The organism is Paracoccus isoporae, from assembly GCF_900101865.1.
Lineage (GTDB): Bacteria > Pseudomonadota > Alphaproteobacteria > Rhodobacterales > Rhodobacteraceae > Paracoccus > Paracoccus isoporae.
Window position 1 is genome coordinate 105,827 of sequence record NZ_FNAH01000005.1, and the last position, 17,621, is coordinate 123,447.

Annotated in this window: 14 protein-coding genes; 8 read left to right on the forward strand and 6 right to left on the reverse strand. The window is 67.9% G+C overall.

All coding sequences use genetic code 11. From position 1 onward, the window contains the following. Positions 1-59: 59 nt before the first annotated feature. On the reverse strand, positions 60-1,877 hold the full coding sequence (gene typA, locus BLT73_RS09735) for a translational GTPase TypA (RefSeq protein WP_090523354.1): 1,818 nt from the start codon (positions 1,875-1,877) through the stop codon (positions 60-62). A 579-nt stretch (positions 1,878-2,456) separates the two neighbouring features. Between typA and frr the strand changes: the two genes are divergently transcribed. From frr to BLT73_RS09770, 7 genes are all read left to right on the forward strand, one after another. Further along, entirely contained in the window at positions 2,457-3,020 is a 564-nt protein-coding gene (gene frr / locus BLT73_RS09740) for a ribosome recycling factor (RefSeq protein ID WP_090523356.1), read from the forward strand. 2 nt (positions 3,021-3,022) lie between these two features. Next, positions 3,023-3,748, forward strand: a complete 726-nt coding sequence (gene uppS / locus BLT73_RS09745) for a polyprenyl diphosphate synthase (protein WP_090523359.1) — start codon at positions 3,023-3,025, stop codon at positions 3,746-3,748. A gap of 6 nt (positions 3,749-3,754) precedes the next feature. Further along, the gene (locus tag BLT73_RS09750; RefSeq protein WP_090523362.1) at positions 3,755-4,573 is read left to right on the forward strand and encodes a phosphatidate cytidylyltransferase; all 819 of its coding nucleotides are present in this window, start codon (positions 3,755-3,757) and stop codon (positions 4,571-4,573) included. Next, positions 4,573-5,754, forward strand: a complete 1,182-nt coding sequence (gene dxr / locus BLT73_RS09755) for a 1-deoxy-D-xylulose-5-phosphate reductoisomerase (protein WP_090523364.1) — start codon at positions 4,573-4,575, stop codon at positions 5,752-5,754. The genes BLT73_RS09750 and dxr overlap by 1 nt, the downstream gene beginning before the upstream one ends. A gap of 4 nt (positions 5,755-5,758) precedes the next feature. Continuing rightward, a complete protein-coding gene (gene rseP, locus BLT73_RS09760; RefSeq protein ID WP_090523366.1) occupies positions 5,759-7,078 on the forward strand; it encodes an RIP metalloprotease RseP in 1,320 nt (439 codons plus the stop codon). A 105-nt stretch (positions 7,079-7,183) separates the two neighbouring features. After that, positions 7,184-9,514, forward strand: a complete 2,331-nt coding sequence (bamA, locus tag BLT73_RS09765) for an outer membrane protein assembly factor BamA (RefSeq protein WP_090523369.1) — start codon at positions 7,184-7,186, stop codon at positions 9,512-9,514. Beyond that, on the forward strand, positions 9,514-10,323 hold the full coding sequence (locus BLT73_RS09770) for an OmpH/Skp family outer membrane protein (protein WP_090523371.1): 810 nt from the start codon (positions 9,514-9,516) through the stop codon (positions 10,321-10,323). The genes bamA and BLT73_RS09770 overlap by 1 nt, the downstream gene beginning before the upstream one ends. Before the next feature lie 4 nt (positions 10,324-10,327). Here BLT73_RS09770 and BLT73_RS09775 read toward each other — a convergent pair whose 3' ends face one another. Further along, on the reverse strand, positions 10,328-11,266 hold the full coding sequence (locus tag BLT73_RS09775) for a nucleoside hydrolase (RefSeq protein ID WP_090523374.1): 939 nt from the start codon (positions 11,264-11,266) through the stop codon (positions 10,328-10,330). 275 nt (positions 11,267-11,541) lie between these two features. Between BLT73_RS09775 and BLT73_RS09780 the strand changes: the two genes are divergently transcribed. After that, a complete protein-coding gene (locus BLT73_RS09780) occupies positions 11,542-13,359 on the forward strand; it encodes an ABC-F family ATP-binding cassette domain-containing protein (protein WP_090523377.1) in 1,818 nt (605 codons plus the stop codon). A 15-nt stretch (positions 13,360-13,374) separates the two neighbouring features. On the opposite strand, the gene BLT73_RS09785 is transcribed toward BLT73_RS09780, so the two are convergent. From BLT73_RS09785 to BLT73_RS09800, 4 genes are all read right to left on the reverse strand, one after another. Further along, positions 13,375-14,667 carry an HlyC/CorC family transporter gene (locus BLT73_RS09785; protein WP_090523627.1) on the reverse strand — a complete coding sequence of 431 codons (1,293 nt, stop codon included), beginning with the start codon at positions 14,665-14,667 and terminating at the stop codon, positions 13,375-13,377. 91 nt (positions 14,668-14,758) lie between these two features. Continuing rightward, complete coding sequence (locus tag BLT73_RS09790) at positions 14,759-15,694, reverse strand: tyrosine recombinase (RefSeq protein WP_090523379.1); 936 nt, start codon at positions 15,692-15,694, stop codon at positions 14,759-14,761. Next, positions 15,691-17,301: a hypothetical protein gene (locus tag BLT73_RS09795; RefSeq protein ID WP_143025658.1), complete on the reverse strand. Its 1,611-nt coding sequence runs from the start codon at positions 17,299-17,301 to the stop codon at positions 15,691-15,693. The genes BLT73_RS09790 and BLT73_RS09795 overlap by 4 nt, the downstream gene beginning before the upstream one ends. Continuing rightward, a complete protein-coding gene (locus tag BLT73_RS09800; RefSeq protein WP_090523384.1) occupies positions 17,291-17,509 on the reverse strand; it encodes a hypothetical protein in 219 nt (72 codons plus the stop codon). The genes BLT73_RS09795 and BLT73_RS09800 overlap by 11 nt, the downstream gene beginning before the upstream one ends. Between the last annotated feature and the right edge of the window lie 112 nt (positions 17,510-17,621).

Consider the following 17,621-nt stretch of genomic DNA (forward strand, 5'->3'; position numbering starts at 1 on the left):
CCGGTCGGTGATCCGACGCAGCGGTTCCAAAGCGCGCGCAGATATTCTGCGTGGTTGGCTTACTCCGACCGCGCCGCGCGCTTGCGCTCATGCGGGTCGAGATGACGCTTGCGCAGGCGGATATTCTTGGGTGTGACCTCGACCAGCTCGTCATCGTCGATATAGGCGATGGCCTCTTCCAGCGACATGCGCACCGGCGGGGTCAGCCGCACGGCATCATCCGTGCCAGAGGCGCGGACATTGGTCAGTTTCTTGCCCTTGAGCGGGTTGACCTCGAGGTCGTTGTCGCGCGAGTGCTCACCGATGATCATGCCGGTATAGACCTGCTCCTGCGCGCCGATGAGCAGCTTGCCGCGCTCTTCGAGGTTCCACAGCGCATAGGCCACGCTGACCCCGTTCTCCATCGAGATCAGCACCCCCTGCCGGCGGCCCTGAATGGCGCCCTTATAGGGCGTCCAGCCGTGGAAAATCCGGTTCAGCACGCCATTGCCGCGCGTGTCGGTCATGAATTCGCTGTGATAACCGATCAGCCCGCGCGACGGCACATGCGCGACGATCCGCGTCTTGCCGTGACCTGCCGGGCGCATGTCGACCAGATCACCCTTGCGGTCGCCGGTCAGTTTCTCGATCACTGCGCCGGTGTAATCGTCATCAACGTCGATGATGGCTTCCTCGACCGGCTCCATCCGCTGCCCGTCCTCCTCGCGGAAGATCACGCGGGGGCGCGAGATGGACAGCTCGAACCCCTCGCGGCGCATGTTTTCGATCAGCACGCCCATCTGGAGTTCGCCGCGGCCCGAGACGATGAACGCCTCGCCGCCCGGCGTGTCCTCGACCTTGATCGCGACGTTGGATTCCGCCTCTTTGATCAGCCGCTCGCGGATGACGCGGGACTGCACCTTCTTGCCGTCCTGACCGGCGAGCGGGGAATCGTTGATGCCGAAGGTCACGCTGATCGTCGGCGGGTCGATGGGTTGGGCGGGGATCGCCTCCTCGACCTCGACGGCGCAGATCGTATCAGCGACCGTGCCTTTCGCCATGCCGGCGAGGCTGACGATATCGCCCGCCTGCGCCTCGTCGATCGGCTGCTGGGTCAGACCGCGAAAGGCCAGAACCTTGGAAATCCGGAACTGCTCGACCCGCTCGCTCTGGCGGTTCAGCACCTTGACCGTGTCGCCGGCCTTGGCGCGCCCGCTTTCGACGCGCCCGGTCAGGATGCGGCCCAGGAACGGATCCGCGCCGAGCGTGGTGGCCAGCATGCGAAACGGCGCGTCGGACTGCGCGATCTGTTTCGGCGGCTCGACATGTTGCAGGATCAGATCGAACAGCGCCGAGAGATCCTTGCGCTCATCCTCCAGATCCGCGACGGCCCATCCGCCGATGCCGGATGCATAGAGATGCGGGAAATCGAGCTGCTCATCCGAGGCGCCGAGATTGGCGAACAGGTCGAACACCTCGTTCAGCGCATGTTCCGGCTCTGCCGCGGGCTTATCGACCTTGTTCAGCACCACGATGGGCTTCAGCCCAAGCGCAAGCGCCTTGGAGGTCACGAATTTCGTCTGCGGCATCGGGCCTTCGGCGGCATCGACCAGCAGGCAGACGCCGTCGACCATCGACAGGATCCGCTCCACCTCGCCGCCGAAATCGGCGTGGCCGGGCGTGTCGACGATATTGATGCGCGTACCCTTCCACTCGACCGAGGTGGCCTTGGCGAGGATGGTGATGCCGCGCTCGCGCTCGATGTCGTTGCTGTCCATGGCGCGCTCGGCCACGGCCTGGTTTTCGCGGAAACTGCCCGATTGCTTCAGAAGCTGGTCCACCAGCGTCGTCTTGCCATGGTCGACATGGGCGATGATGGCGATGTTGCGGATATCCATGAGACGGCCTGTTCAGAAAAACTTGCGCCCCCCTAACGCAGGGGCGGCGCGAAGGCCAGCACTATGTCCCGCCGCATTCCCCGGCACGTCGCGGCAGACCGGAAAGGCGGCGCGGCCGGGCGGATCGGGCAGGGCGGAATGGAAAGGGGCGCGGCAGGCCATGAGCCGCCGCGCCCCTGTCGGTTCCGTCCCGCGGCTCAGCGCATGCCGAGCATCGACAGGATGAACAGCACCACGACCACGAGGCCGACGATATAGATGATGGAATTCATGTCATGTCCCTCCTTTCAGCTTCCTTATGCCAACGAGTCGACATTCCAAAGGGTTCCAGTGCGGTGTTGCACCGGGCTGCAGCGCCTTTGGGCATGCCACCTGCCGCCATCATGCGCGCCCGGTCGCGGATCATGCGGCGCGGCGCGGCGGCCGGGCCGATGGACATCGCGGCGCGGCCCGGCGAAACCCGGTCTTTCTGATCGGCGTTCAACAGTTGTTCAGACAGGGCGGCGATCGCGGATATCGCTTTGCCTTGCGCGACTCGCCGCGTTAGAACGAGCGGATAATGTGACGTGAGGGACAGGCATGGCCGACGAGATTGAAATCGACACCGATGACCTGGAGCGTCGGATGAATGGCGCAATGGACTCGCTGCGTCACGAATTCGGAAGTCTCCGCACCGGCCGGGCCTCGGCCAGCATGGTCGAGCCGGTGATGGTGGACGCCTATGGCTCGCCCACTCCGATCAACCAGATCGGCACCGTCAACGTGCCCGAACCGCGCATGGTGACAATCAACATCTGGGACAAGTCGCTGGTCGGCAAGGCCGAGAAGGCGATCCGCGAATCGGGGCTGGGGATCAATCCGCAGCTCAACGGCACGATCATCATGCTGCCGATCCCCGAGTTGAACGAGGAACGCCGCCGCGAGCTGACCAAGGTTGCCGCGCAATATGCCGAACATGCCCGCGTCGCGATCCGCAATGTGCGCCGCGACGGGATGGACCAGATCAAGAAGGCCAAGGGCGCCGGCATGTCCGAGGATGACCAGAAGCTGTGGGAGGACGAGGTGCAGACCCTGACCGACCGGATGATCGGCAAGGTCGATGAGGCGCTCGAGGCCAAGCAGGCCGAAATCATGCAGGTCTGATCATGGCGCTGAACGCGGCCCCGCAGCCGGGCGAACCGACCCCGCCCCGCCATGTCGCCATCATCATGGACGGCAACGGACGATGGGCCACCAATCGCGGCTGGCCCCGGCTGGTGGGCCACAGGCGCGGGGCCGAGCGGGTCAAGCAGATCGTGCGGGCCTGCCCGGATCTGGGGGTGAACTGGCTGACCGTCTACGCCTTCTCGACCGAGAACTGGAAACGCTCAACCGAGGAAGTGCTGGGGCTGATGAAGATCTTCCGCCGCTATATCGAGCGCGAGGCGGACGGGCTGGCCGCCGAAGGCGTGCGGATGCGCTTCATCGGCGGGCGCGACCGGCTGGACAAGAAGCTGCAGGCGCTGATGGCCGGGATCGAGGCGCGCACGGCGGTCAATTCGCGGCTGAACCTGACCGTTGCCATCAATTACGGCGGCCGCGACGAGCTGACCCGCGCCGCGACTCGGCTGGCCGAGAAGATGCAGGCCGGGCAGATCGACACCCCGGACGAGGCGGATCTCGCCGCCTGCCTGGACACGGCCGGCTGCCCCGACCCGGATCTGGTGATCCGCACCTCGGGCGAGACCCGCACCTCGAACTTCCTGCCCTGGCAGGCGGCGTATGCGGAATACGAGTTCACCGAAACGCTGTGGCCCGATTTCTCGCCCGAGCATCTGGCACAGATCCTCGACCGGTTCGGCCTGCGCGAGCGCCGTTTCGGCGGCGTCTGAGGCGGGATGGCGGCGTCGGGGAAGTGGTCTGACCTGACCCGCCGGGTGGTGTCGGCCGCCGTGCTGATCGCCATCGGCACGCAACTGGCGGTGGCGACCGGATTGCTGCTGTGGTCGGGCGTGGCGCTGTTCATGGCGCTGACCTTCTGGGAATTGGCGCGGATGACCGGCTGGCGCGGACCGGCGCGCTTCGACACGCCGTTCGGGCGCAGCCGCCCCATCGTGCTGGCGGTGGCCGCCGGGCTGTCGCTGTTTGCCGCCCTCGGCCTGCCGCAATTCGCCCTGCCGATCCTGCTGATCCCCATTGCCGCCGGTCTGCCCGGCGCGGTGCCGAAGGACCGGCTGACCTATGCGGTGTTCGGAATTGCGATCCTGGCCGTCGGGTTCGAGCTGGTGCATCTGCGCGAGGAATATGGCCTGCCCTTCATCCTGTGGCTGATGGGTGTGGTCATCATCTCCGACATTCTGGGATATTTCGTCGGGCGGATGCTGGGCGGGCCGAAATTCTGGCCGCGGGTCAGCCCGAAAAAGACCTGGTCGGGCACCATCGCCGGCTGGGTCGGTGCGCTGCTGCTGGGGCTGGCGCTGTGGCTTGGCGGATGGGCCGATCCGGCCGCGATTGTCCTGTCGCCGGTGGTTGCGCTTGCCGGGCAGTTGGGCGATATCGCCGAAAGCTGGCTGAAGCGCCGGGCAGGGGTCAAGGACAGCTCCAACCTGATCCCCGGTCATGGCGGCTTCATGGACCGGTTCGACGCCGTCTCCGGCGCGGTTCTGGCGGTGATGCTGCTCAGCTGGGTCATGGGATTGCCACGGGTCGGGTTCTGATGCGCTCTGTTTCGATTTTCGGGGCCACCGGCTCGGTGGGGGAAAGCGCATATGATCTGCTGATCCGCTCGGGCGGTGCGGATCGCTGGCGCGTCGTCGCGCTGAGCGGCGGGCGCAATATCGCAAGGCTGGCCGAGATGGCGCGGACGTTGCGCGCCGAGATGGCGGTGACAGCCCATCCCGAGTTGCTGGGCGATCTGGCGGAGGTGCTCGGCGGTTCGGACGTGCAGGTCTCGGCAGGCGCGGATGCCATCGTCGCGGCCGCCGGGATGGAGGCTGACTGGACGCTGTCGGCCATTGTCGGGGCGGCCGGGCTTCCGCCGGGGCTGCGGGTTCTGGAACGCGGCGGCACGCTGGCCCTGGCGAACAAGGAAAGCCTGGTCGCCGCCGGTCGGCTGGTGATGGGCACGGCGGCGCGGCACGGCGCCAGGATCCTGCCGGTGGATTCCGAACATTCCGCGATATTTCAGGCGCTTGGCAGCGATGATCTCGAGAATGTCGAGAATGTCACCATCACTGCATCGGGCGGCGCCTTTCGCGATTGGCCCCTTGACCGGCTGGAACACGCCACGGTGGACGAGGCCTCGACCCACCCCAACTGGGCGATGGGGCAGCGCATCACCATCGACAGTGCTTCGATGTTCAACAAGGCGCTTGAAATCATTGAAACACATGAATTTTTCGGGATTGAAGCGGACCGTATCCGGGTGCTGGTCCACCCGGAATCCATCGTGCATGCGATGGTCACCCATTGCGACGGCGGCTCCATCGCGCATCTCGGGGCGCCCGATATGCGCCACGCCATCGGCTATGCGCTGAACTGGCCCGACCGGGCGGCGCTGCCGGTGGCGAAGCTGGATCTGGCGGCGCTCGGCACGCTGAGTTTCCGCGCGCCTGACGAGACCCGCTGGCCGGCGCTGCGGCTGGCGCGCGAGGTGATGGCGGCGGGCGGGGCGGCGGGGGCGGCGCTGAACGGTGCTAAGGAGCAGGCGCTTGACGATTTTCTGGCCGGGCGCATCCGCTTCACCGACATGGCCCATGCGGTCGAGGCGGCGCTTGACGACTTGACCGGCGTTGCGGGCTTCACCACATCGCCGGGAGATCTGGCGACGGTGCTGGATTGGGATCAGCGCGCAAGGCAATCCGCCGCCGCCTGGGCCGCACGTCACGGGGGACGATAAGCATATGGACATCATCGCGGCGCTTGGCGGCAGCATCTGGACCATCGTGACCTTTCTGGTCGCGCTGTCGGTGATCGTGACCGTGCATGAATACGGCCACTACATTGTCGGCCGGTGGTCGGGGATCCGGGCCGAGGTGTTCTCGCTGGGGTTCGGGCCGCGGCTGCTGGCACGGCGCGACCGGCGCGGCACGCTGTGGCAGGTGGCGGCGATCCCGCTGGGCGGGTACGTGAAGTTTCTGGGCGATGCCAACGCGGCGAGCGCCGGCACCGGCCGGCGCGTCGATCCGGCGCTGCGCCGCCAGACGCTGGAAGGCGCGCCGCTTTGGGCGCGGGTGGCGACGGTCTCGGCCGGGCCGGTGTTCAACTTCATCCTCTCGGCGCTGATCTTCGCGGTGTTCATGGTCGTGCGCGGCGTGCCGGTCGATCAGCCTACGGTGGGCCAACTGTCCCCGACCCCGCCCGGCGTGGAAAACGCGCTGCGCCCCGGTGACCGGATCCTCGCCATCGGCGATCAGCCGGTGCAGGAATGGGCGGATCTGTTTGCCGCCGCCGAGGCGCTGCCCCCGGCGCAATCCTATGACTGGACCGTGGCGCGCGACGGCGCGGAGATCGAGGTCGCAGGCCCGAACCCGCTGCCCACCCGCATCGGCGGGGTGGCGCCACGCAGTGCCGCGGCCGAGGCCGGGCTGCGCGCGGGCGACGTGATCCTGCAGGTGGACGGCGACGCGGTGACCCGCTTCGGCGAGCTGCGCGAGAAGGTCGAGGCGGCCGGGGGTGCGCCGCTGGATCTGCAGATCTGGCGTGCAGGCGAAACGCTGGATGTGACGCTGACCCCGAAACAGCAGGATATCGCCGCCCCCGATGGCGGGTTCGAGCAACGCTGGCTGATCGGGGTCACCGGCGACGGCTATTTCGCGCCGGCCACGCAACCGGTAGGGCCGCTGGCCGCGCTCGGCCACGGGATCGGGCAGGTCTGGCAGATCATCGCGACCAGCCTCGCGGGGCTTTGGGCGATGATCTCTGGCCAGATCGGGTCGTGCAATCTGGGCGGCGCGATCTCGATCGCCGAAAGTACCGGGCAGGCGGCCGATGCCGGGGCGGGGAACTTCATCTGGTGGATCGCGGTGCTGTCGGTGGCGATCGGGTTTCTGAACCTGCTGCCGATCCCGGTGCTGGATGGCGGGCATCTGGCCTTCTACGCCTGGGAGGCGCTGACCGGCCGCCCGCCATCGGAGCGTGCGCTGCGGCTGCTGACCAGCCTTGGCCTCGCCCTCGTGCTGGGGCTGATGTTCTTTGGCCTCAGTAACGATCTGCGTTGCTGAGCGCGGCAAAAGGGGTTTTGACACTGCCCCCCCTATCCTTGTAGATTCGCGGGCAAAATTGGCGCGAAACTGCGCCTTGGTCGTTAACCTAAGGGGCAGGCAGACATGAACTTCAAACGCAGCACATGCGCGGTGGCGCTTCTGGCGGGGCTGGCAGGGGCGGTTCCGGCGGTGATCACGCCCGCACCCGCCTATGCCTATGTTTTCACCCAGGTCCGCATCGAGGGCAATGAGCGGATCGAGCCGGAAACGATCCTCTCCTATGCCAATATCACCCGCGGCGTCGAGGTCTCGGCGGGCGAGGTGAATGACGCGCTGCAGCGGATCCAGAACTCCGGGCTGTTCGAGACCGTGGAGGTGGTGCCGCAGGGCGGCACGCTGGTGATCCGGGTCCGCGAATGGCCGACGATCAACCAGATCGCCTTCGAGGGCAATCGCCGCATCGATGACGAGCAACTGGCCGGGATCGCGCAATCGGAATCGCGCCGGGTCTATTCGCCGTCGCTGGCCGAGCGTGACGCGGCCAATATCGCCCAGGCCTATTCGGCGCAGGGGCGGCTGGCGGCCCGCGTCAGCCCGCGCATCATCCCGCGCGAGGGCAACCGCGTCGATCTGGTCTTCGAGGTGCGCGAGGGCGACGTGACCGAGATCGAGCGGGTGGGCTTCACGGGCAACCGCGCGTTTTCCGACCGCCGCCTGCGCAACGTGCTGGCGACCAAGCAGGCCGGGCTGCTGCGCAGCTTCATCCAGTCCGACACTTACAACCCCGAACGGCTGCAACTGGACGAAAACCTGCTGACGGATTTCTACCGCTCGCAGGGTTTTGCCGATTTCACCGTGCAGGGGGTGGCGCCCGAGCTGACCCGCGAACGCGACGCGTATTTCGTCACCTACGCCATCAGCGAGGGGCCGCGCTATCGCTTTGGCGACGTGACCACGATTTCCGAGATTCCAGGCGTGGATGCAGCCCCGTTCCAGGCCCAGAACCAGGTCCGCCGCGGCAGCTATTACACCCCCGAATCCGTGGATCTGACCATCCGGCGGATGGAGACCGTCGCGCTGCAGCAAGGCCTGGATTTCGTCAGCATCGAGCCGCGCATCACCCGCAATCAGCGCAACCAGACGCTCGATCTGACCTTCGCGCTGACCCGCGGCCCCCGCGTCTTCGTGGAGCGCATCGACATCGAGGGCAACACCACCACGCTGGACGAGGTGATCCGACGCCAGTTCAACACCGTCGAGGGCGACCCGTTCAACCCGCGCGAGATCCGCAATTCCGCCGAACGCATCCGCGCGCTCGGCTATTTCGTCGATGCCCAGGTCGAGACCCGCGAAGGGTCGAGCGCGCAGCAGGTTATCGTCGACGTGAACGTCGAGGAACAGCCGACCGGCACGCTGGAATTCGGCGGCAGCTACGGCGCCAGTTCCGGCATCGGGCTGTCGGCCGGGCTGTCGGAACGCAACTTCCTGGGCCGCGGACAGGAGGTCGGGCTGTCCATCTCGACCACCAAGGGCTCGCGCTCCGGCTCGTTCAACTTCGTGGAGCCGTATTTCCTGACCCGCGATCTGCGCTTCAGCTTCTCCGGCTGGTACCGCGAGACCGATCAGGACAACGCGAAATACGACACCCGTTCGGTCGGGTTCCAGACCGGGATCGAGTTCCCGATTTCCGCCGCCTCGCGGCTGGATGTGCATTACCGGCTGTCCAAGGACTCGATCTATGACGTCGATCCGATCGAGGTCGATCCCGACACCGGCGAGCTGGTGGGGTCCTCGCCCATCCTCGTGCGCGAGGAGAGCGGGCTGTTCTCCTCGGCGCTCGGCTATCGCTATGATTACGACAGCCGCCGCGTCGGTCTGAACCCGCGCACCGCCACGAAGCTGAGCTTCACCCAGGATTTCGCCGGTCTGGGCGGTGACGTGCAGTCCGTGACCTCGGTGCTGACCGCGGGGGTGGAATCGAATGCCTGGCGCGAGAACATCACCCTGCGGGCCGAGTTCGAGGCCGGGGCGGTGCATATGCTGGACGACCAGAACAGCCGGGTGATCGAACGCTTCGGCGGGCAGCGCGTGCGCGGCTTCGAGGTGAACGGCATCGGCCCGCGCGATCTGCAGGCGCCGAACGAGGACGCGCTTGGCGGCAACTATTTCTGGGTGGCCCGCGCCGAGGCGCAGTTCCCCATCGGTCTGCCCGAGGAATACGGGCTGACCGGCGGGGTCTTCGCGGATGTCGGCTCTGTCTGGGGGCTGGATGACACGGCGGGCGCCAATGGCGTCACGGTGGACGATTCCATGCATCCCCGCGCGGCGGTCGGTCTGTCGCTGTTCTGGACCACGCCGATCGGGCCGCTGCGGATGAACTTCGCCAAGGCCATCGAGAAGCAGGATTACGACGAGGAACAGAGCTTCGATCTGACCATCTCGACCCGGTTCTGATGGGTCGCGCGCGGGATCTGGCCGGGCGCGCCGCCCTGGTCGCGGCGCTGATGGCGATGCCGGGCGCGGCTGCGGCGCAGGATGGTGCCGGTCCGGCAGTCGACGCGGTCGCGCCGTCGCCGTCGGCCGGGGAGGATGCCGGGCTGGCCGCGCCGGACCCGGTGGCTGCGGTGACATCGCCGGTTCTGGTGCTGGATTTCGACCGCGCCTTCGCCACCTCGGAATGGGGCCGCACCGCGCTTGCCGAGATGCAGGAGGCCGCGCGCGAGATCGAGGCCGAGAATACGCGGCTGGAACAGCAGCTCACCACCGAGGAGCGCGCCCTGACCGCCGAACGCGCCACGCTGTCGCCGGCCGAGTTCCGCGCCAAGGCCGAGGCATTCGACGCCCGCGCCCAGACCATCCGCCGCGAACGCGCCGCCGTGCGGGTGTCGTTCCAGGGTCGTGAACAGGCGACGCGCAACGCCTTCATCCAGGCGACCCTGCCGGTCGCGGCAGAGATCATGCAGGAGATGAACGCATCTGTCGTTCTGGATCGGCAGCAGACCCTGCTGGCGGCGAACCGCGTCGACATCACCGAGACGCTGGTGGAGCGGATGGACCGCGCGCTTGGTGCCGGTCCCGGATTTGCCGAGGCCGAGCCGGAGGCTGCCGCGACACAAGACGGTGCGGCGACGGGGGCGGGCGCGGCGGCCGCCGACGCGCCGGACGCGATCATGCCGCAGATCGGCGCGGACCCGACCGCGACCCCGGCGGGCGCGGACAGCGCCGCGCCTTCGGACGGTGAGGCGGCCGGCCCGGGCCAGTGACGCCTCAGGGCAGTGTCGCGATCCGCTCGGTCAGCAGGGCAAAGAAGCCGTCCCGGTCCACATCCGACATGAACAGCGCATTCGGCGTGCGCCCCGACACGCCCCACCAATCCGCGACGGTCATGCCAAGCGTGTATTGACCCCGCGTCTCGATCTCGACATTGACCCGGCGGCCCGAGAACAGCTCCGGCCGGATCAGCCAGGCGATGGTGCAGGGATCATGCAGCGGCGCGCCGAGGCTGCCGTATTTCTCCTTGTCGTAGCGCTCGAAGAAATCGGTCCAGCTTGCCACCGCCTCGCCGGCGCGGTTGCCCAGCCCGCGCAGCCCGGCGATCCATTCGGCCGAAGTCAGCGCCCGATGCGTCACATCCAGCGGCATCACCACGATCTCGCATCCGGAATCGAAGATCCGTTCGGCCGCCTCGGGATCGACATAGATGTTGAATTCCGCCGCCGGGGTGACATTGCCGACCTCGAAATAAGCGCCGCCCATCAGCACGATCTGCTGGACCCGCTCGATGATGTCGGGGGCGCGGGAAAATGCGGTGGCGATGTTGGTCAGCGGCCCGATGGGCACCAGCGTCACCGTGCCGGGCGGTTCGCGGCGCAGCGTCTCGATGATGAAATCGACGGCGTGCGGCTCGGCCAGCGGGATGACAGGCTCGCCCAGCTCGATCCCGTCCAGCCCGGTCTTGCCGTGCACATTCTCCGCCGTGACCAGATCGCGCGCCAGCGGCGCGCCGCAGCCCGCAAAGACCGGCACGTCGCGCCCGCTCAGCCCGACGATCAGCCGCGCGTTGCGGGCGGTCAGGTCGAGCGGCACATTGCCCGCCACCGTCGTGATGCCCAGAACGTCAAGCTCGGGCGAGGCGAGCGCCAGCAGGATGGCCACCGCGTCATCCTGTCCCGGATCGGAGTCGATGATGATCTTGCGCGCCGCCATGTCCGTCCCCCGGAAGCTTTCCACCAGATCACATCAAAAAGCCCGGCCACGCAAGGCGGCCGGGCCATGAGAGCCTGCGAGGGAACATGCAGGTTCACTATCGCCGTTCGGACTCCGGCAGGGAACAATGACAGAACCCGCGGCGAGTCCTGTTAACATTGCAACCCGCCCGGCAAAGGTCAATAACCGACAAAAAGAATAAGAATAACGTCGGCCATTCATTGCCGGGCCCGCGGTGGATTGACGCCGGGCGGCATGGCGTCTAACCGCGCCCCATGGCCCGCGCACCGATCCTGCAACTGACCGAGATTTCGCTGACCTTCGGCGGGGACCCCGTGTTTGACGGGCTGAACCTGACCGTGCAGCCGGGCGACCGGGTGGCGCTTGTCGGGCGCAACGGCTCTGGCAAGTCCACGCTGATGAAGGTCATGGCCGGGCTGGTGGAGCCTGACCGGGGCGAGGTCGTCACGCCCGCAGGGATCAGCGTCGGCTATATGGAGCAGGATCCCGACCTGTCGGGTTTTGCCACGCTGGGAGATTTCGCCAGTGCCGCCCTGGAGCCGGGCGAGGGCTACCGGGTGGAGATGTCGGCGGAGGGGCTGAAATTCGACGCCGCGCGCCCTGTTGCCACGGCTTCGGGCGGCGAGCGGCGGCGGGCGGCGCTGGCACGGCTTCTGGCCGAGGCGCCCGATCTGATGCTGCTCGACGAACCGACCAACCATCTGGATATCGAGGCGATCGGCTGGCTGGAAGACCAGCTTTCCCAGACCCGCGCCGCCTTCGTGCTGATCTCTCACGACCGGGCGTTTCTGCGCGCGCTGACCCGCGCCACGCTGTGGATCGACCGCGGCGCGGTGCGGCGCCAGGAAAAGGGGTTCGAGGCCTTCGAGGCGTGGCGCGAAACCGTCTGGGCGGCAGAGGACGAAGCGCGCCACAAGCTCGACCGCAAGATCAAGGCCGAGGCGCGTTGGGCGGTGGAGGGCATCTCGGCCCGTCGCAAGCGAAACCAGGGCCGGGTGCGGGCGTTGCAGGCGCTGAGGGCCGAACGCGCTGCCCAGATCCGGCGGCAGGGTGCGGCGGCGATGGAACTCGATGCCGGGCCGCAATCCGGCAAGCGGGTGATCGAGGCGCGGGAGATCTCGAAACGCTTCGGAGAGCGGGGGATCCTGAAACCCTTCGATCTGCGCGTGCTGCGCGGCGACCGGGTGGCCTTTGTCGGCCCGAACGGCGTGGGCAAGACCACGCTCATCAAGATGCTGACCGGAGAGATCGCGCCCGATACCGGCAGCGTGACCCACGGCACCAATCTGGAACTGGCGGTGTTCGATCAGACGCGCAGCGCGCTCAATCCCGATATCAGCCTGTGGGATGCGATGACGACGGACCCGTCCATGGCGGTGTCCGGGCGGTCCGATCAGGTGATGGTGCGCGGCGCGCCGCGCCATGTCGTGGGCTATCTGAAGGATTTCCTGTTCGACGAGGCGCAGATGCGCGCCCCCGTCCGCAGCCTGTCGGGCGGCGAGAAGGCGCGGCTGCTGCTGGCGCGGATCATGGCGAAACCGTCCAACCTGCTGGTGCTGGACGAGCCGACGAACGATCTGGATGTCGAGACGCTGGATCTGTTGCAGGACATTCTGGGCGAGTATGACGGCACGGTTCTGCTGGTCAGCCATGACCGCGATTTCATCGACCGCGTCGCCACCTCCACCGTCGCGATGGAGGGGGATGGCCGCGCCGTGATCTATCCAGGCGGGTGGAGCGATTACCGCGCGCAGCGGCCGGAGCGCGAAGCCCCCGCCGCACCGCGCAACCCGACCGCCGCGCCCGCACAGGCGACACCGGCGCCAGCACCGCCCAAACCCGCGAAATCCGGGCTGAGCTTCACCGAGAAGCACCGGCTGGAGGAGTTGCCCGCCATCATCGCGCGGCTGGAGGCGGAAATCGCCAAACTCTCCGAGTTCCTGTCCGATGCAGAGATCTACAGCCGCGCACCCGCAAAGGCCCAGAAGGCCAGCGAGGCGATGCGCGAGCGGCAGGAAGCGTTGGAGGCAGCCGAAGATGAATGGCTGGCTCTGGAGGAGAAGGCCGGCTGAGCCGCGCCAAAGCTGTCAGCCAGTCCCCGACAGCGGACGGATGCGCAGCTTGGTGATGCGGTTTTCCTTTCGCGTCACCACCTCGAAGCGGTAGCCGTGGAAGGAAAACACCTGCCCCTGCGCGGGGATGGACTGAGCCATGTGGATCACCAGCCCGGCGACGGTATTGGCCTCGTCATCGGGCAGGTTCCAGTCGAGCGCGCGGTTCAGGTCGCGGATCGTCATGGCGCCGTCGATGGCGTAATCGCCGCCGGGGCCCGGTTTTAGGTCGTGGTCGGCCTCGGTGTCATGCTCGTCAGCGATCTCGCCCACGATCTCCTCGATGATGTCCTCCAGCGTGATGAGACCGCGCAGCGAGCCATATTCATCGACCACGAGCGCGAAATGGGTGCGCCGCTTCAGGAATTCGCGCATCTGTTCGTCGAGCGCGGTGGTGTCGGGCACGAAATAGGGCTTCATCGCCACCGCCATCACGTCGAAATCGCGCACCGCATCGGCCGGGTCGCCCTTGCCGTCATAGGCGGATTTATGCACCGCGCGCAGCACATCCTTGGCATGGATCATGCCGACCACGTTCTCGCGCTCGCCGCGATAGACGGGCAGGCGGGTATGGGGGCTGGTCAGCACCGTGTCGAGAATGGTGGCCGGGGCCAACTCGGCGTCGATCATCTGGATCTCGGAGCGGTGCTTCATGATCTCGTCCACCGTCCGGTTGCCCAGGTCGAGCGCGCCCAAGAGCCGGTCGCGATCCTCCTTCTCGACCTCGCCCGCCTCGTGGCCGATGCTGAGCGCCCCGGCGATTTCCTCATGGACGGAGAACATGTTGGCATCGGGATCGCTTTGCAGCCCGAACAGCCGCATGATCCCGCGCACGAAGGCGCGGACCACCAGCACCACGGGCGACAACACCCGCATGATGATCCGCATCGGGCGGGCCACGATCGAGGCCAGCGTTTCGGAATTGGCGATGGCGTAGGATTTCGGCAGCACCTCCGCGAAGATCAGCACCAGCACCGTCATCACGAAAGTGGCCACGGCCACCCCGCTGGATCCGAACAGCGCCGTGAACAGCGCCGTGGCCAGCGAGGCGGACAGGATGTTCAGCACATTGTTGCCCAGCAGGATCGCGCCGATCAGCCGGTCGCTCTCCTTGGTGATGTTCAGCGCGGCCTCCGCGCCCATATCGCCGCGATCGGCACGGTTGCGCAGCTTGGCGCGGCTGGCACCGGTCAGCGCGGTCTCGGAGGCCGAGAAGAAGGCGGAGCCGACCAGAAGGAACAGGATGGCGATGCCGAAGCCCAGGATCATCGGGCTGGCCCCGCCGGGATCGGGTTCGGTCGGGGCGGCGGCTGCGGTGGAGGCGGCGGCGGAAGTCAGAAATGGGATCAGCATGATGCGGTCAAACGCGGGCGAGGGGGTGATGGTTCAGCACCAGATCGCGCATCCGCGCATCCAGCACATGGGTATAGATCTCGGTCGTGGACAGATCGGCGTGACCCAGCAGCGACTGGATGGCGCGCAGATCGGCGCCGCCTTCCAGAAGATGGGTGGCGAAGGCGTGGCGGATGACATGAGGAGTGACCTTCGCGGGGTCGATGCCCGCGGCTATGGCCAGATCGTGCAGCAGGTCGTTCATGGATTTCCGTGCCATGTGACCTGCCTTGGAATTGGCCGGAAACAGGAAGCGGGCGCCCTTGCCCGCCACCAGCCGGCCAAGCGGGCTGTCGCGCTCCGCCCCGTCGCGTATCCCGAGCCACGCCGAGAGTCCAAGCCGCGCCGCACCCGACAGGGGCACCATGCGCTCGCCCCCGCCCTTGCCGCGGATCAGCAGCAATTGCGGATCGCCGCGCGTGGCCGCCACCGGCAGGGAGACAAGCTCGCTCACCCGCATCCCGGTGGCATAGAGCAGCTCGATCAGGCAGCGGTTCCGCGCCCGCTCCGTCTCGCCGCGGCCCAGCTCGGGCAGGGCATCGAACAGCCGCGTGACCTCTGCCTGGCTCAGCACTTTCGGCAGGCGATGCGACTTGCCGGGACCGGTGATGCGCAGCGCCGGATCATCCTCGCGCCAGCCTTCCTCAAGCGCGAAACGGGTCAGTTGCCGGATCGAGGACAGCCGCCGGGCCCGGGTGGCGCGCGCCAGCCCCTGCGCCTCGCAATGGGCGAGATAGGCGGTGATGTCGTCGCGCGACATTGCGTCAAGCCCGATGCCGCGCGCCTCCAGCCAGTCCGCAAAGTCGCGCAGATCGCGCCCGTAAGCCAGGATCGTGTTGCGCGCCGCACCCGCCTCCGCCGCCTGCGCGTCGAGGAAGGCCGCGATCCGGTTCAGCGTGGTCATTGCGCCGCCCCGCGCAGCAGCGGGTCGAGCGCGATCTGCGTGGCGATGCGCCGGGCATCGGCCAGCAATCCCAGCTCGCGCAGCATCTGGATGCCGCGCGCGGCGCGGGTCACATCGCCCTGCAGCCCGGCATCGGCATCGGCAAGCGCACCGTAAAGCGCCGGGGCGAGTGCGCTGTCCCCGTTCGGATCGGGCGCGTCCGGCAGATCGCCCGCAAAGACCGGGGCAAACGCGCCGAGCGCCGGCGACAGGGGCGCGGGCTGTCCGCCCGTGGCCAGGGCGAGCAGCGCCGCGTCAAGCTCGTTCTGCGGCGCGGCGGTAGCCTCCGTCTGCCCGTTCCACAGCCGCAGCCAGAGCGCCAGCCGCGCCGCCTCGCCGCCGAGCAGCGCCGGATCGAGCCGGGTCGCGGTCATCGCGGCAAAGGCGTCGCGCAGCCCCGCCGCCTCCATCCGCTGGAACGCCGTGACAAGCGCCGCACCGATACGCGACGCGTCCCCGGTGGGCAGCGCCGCTTCGAGCGCCTGCACCGCCGCGGCGCGTTCCCACACGCCACCGGAGGCGGCCGGTTTCTGCGCCGCATAGAGCCGGTGCAGCGTGCTGGCCGGCAGCACGCCGGCCCGCGCCAGCCGCTCGCCCGCCTCGAGCTGCGCCTTCCAGCCCGAGCGGTCGTCGAGGTCGGCCCAGGCATAGGACAGCCCCAGATTGCCGGTCGGCAAGGGCTGGCCGATCGCCTCGTGCAGCCGGAAGCTCAGCGGCGTCATCGGATCGGGCAGGGGCAGGGTTTCGGCGCCATCCACGCTGGCATCGTCGAGATAGTGGCGCAGCAGCACCTCCGTTTCAGGCGCGACCATGCCCAGCCGGCTGGCGCCGAGAAACAGCGTCGCCGCAGCCGGCCAGTCGCCGGATTGCGCCAGGCAGAAGATGCGGGCGGCGGGATCGTCGCTGATCCCCGGCGCGCGCTCCATCCGCGCGCAGACCCGGTCCTCGCCGCCAAGCAGCAGCGACAGATCGAACAGACGGCGGAAGGTCTCGGGATTGTCCTGCCCCGCACCCTGGAGCAGGTCGCGCGCCGAGGGCAGGGCGCCCTGCGCGATCAACTGGTCCACCCGTGCCGCGAAGAAGGTGCCGGTCTGTGCCGCGTTGCTGCGTGCGGGCGGCGGCAATTGCGCCTCGATGATGCGGCGCGCGACCTGGGCTGCGGCGGGCAGCGCCGGATCGGCGCGAATCAGGCCGAGTGCTGTGTCCATCTCGGTGCCGTCCCAGAACCGCTCGGGCAGCCCCGCCTGCCGGGCCGAGATGATCCCGGCCCCGTCGGGGTCGGCCGCGCCCAGACGGCGCACGCCCACCGGGATGGCTGCGGCGCTGTCGGCGATGTCGGGCACCGCCTCGGGCGTGGCCGGGCGGCGCACGGGCTTGCGAAGCCGTGCCGCATCGGGCGGGACCGGATCTCCGGGGCGCCAGGCGCTGGAATTGGCCGGGGCCGCGCCGCCGCTGCGCAGCCAGTCATTGGCCGAGAGCGGACCCGATTGCGGCAGTGCCGGCGTGGCGGCCAGCAACAGGGACAGGCCGAACGCGGCCAGAACGGGGCAACCGGGTCTACTGATCATTCGCATCCGTCGTTTCGGCCTCTGCCGCGTCGTCCTCGTCCGGCTGGCCCGCGGCGGCGTCGGATCGCGCCGGGGATGCGCCGATGCCCAGATCGACGGGCTGTCGGATCTCCTGCTGGCGCGGCGCCATGTCGCCCAGATAGGCGTATCCCGTCAGCCCCAGCACAGCCAGCACGATCAGCACCAGCAGGATCTTCAGCAACCGCATCTCCAAGCCCTTTCGCCCGCAGCCCCTTTTCCGGTCTTTCGGCCGGTTTTGCCGCTTTATAACTGGCATTCCGGGAAAGATCACGCCATTCACGGCAGGAAGTGAACGGGAA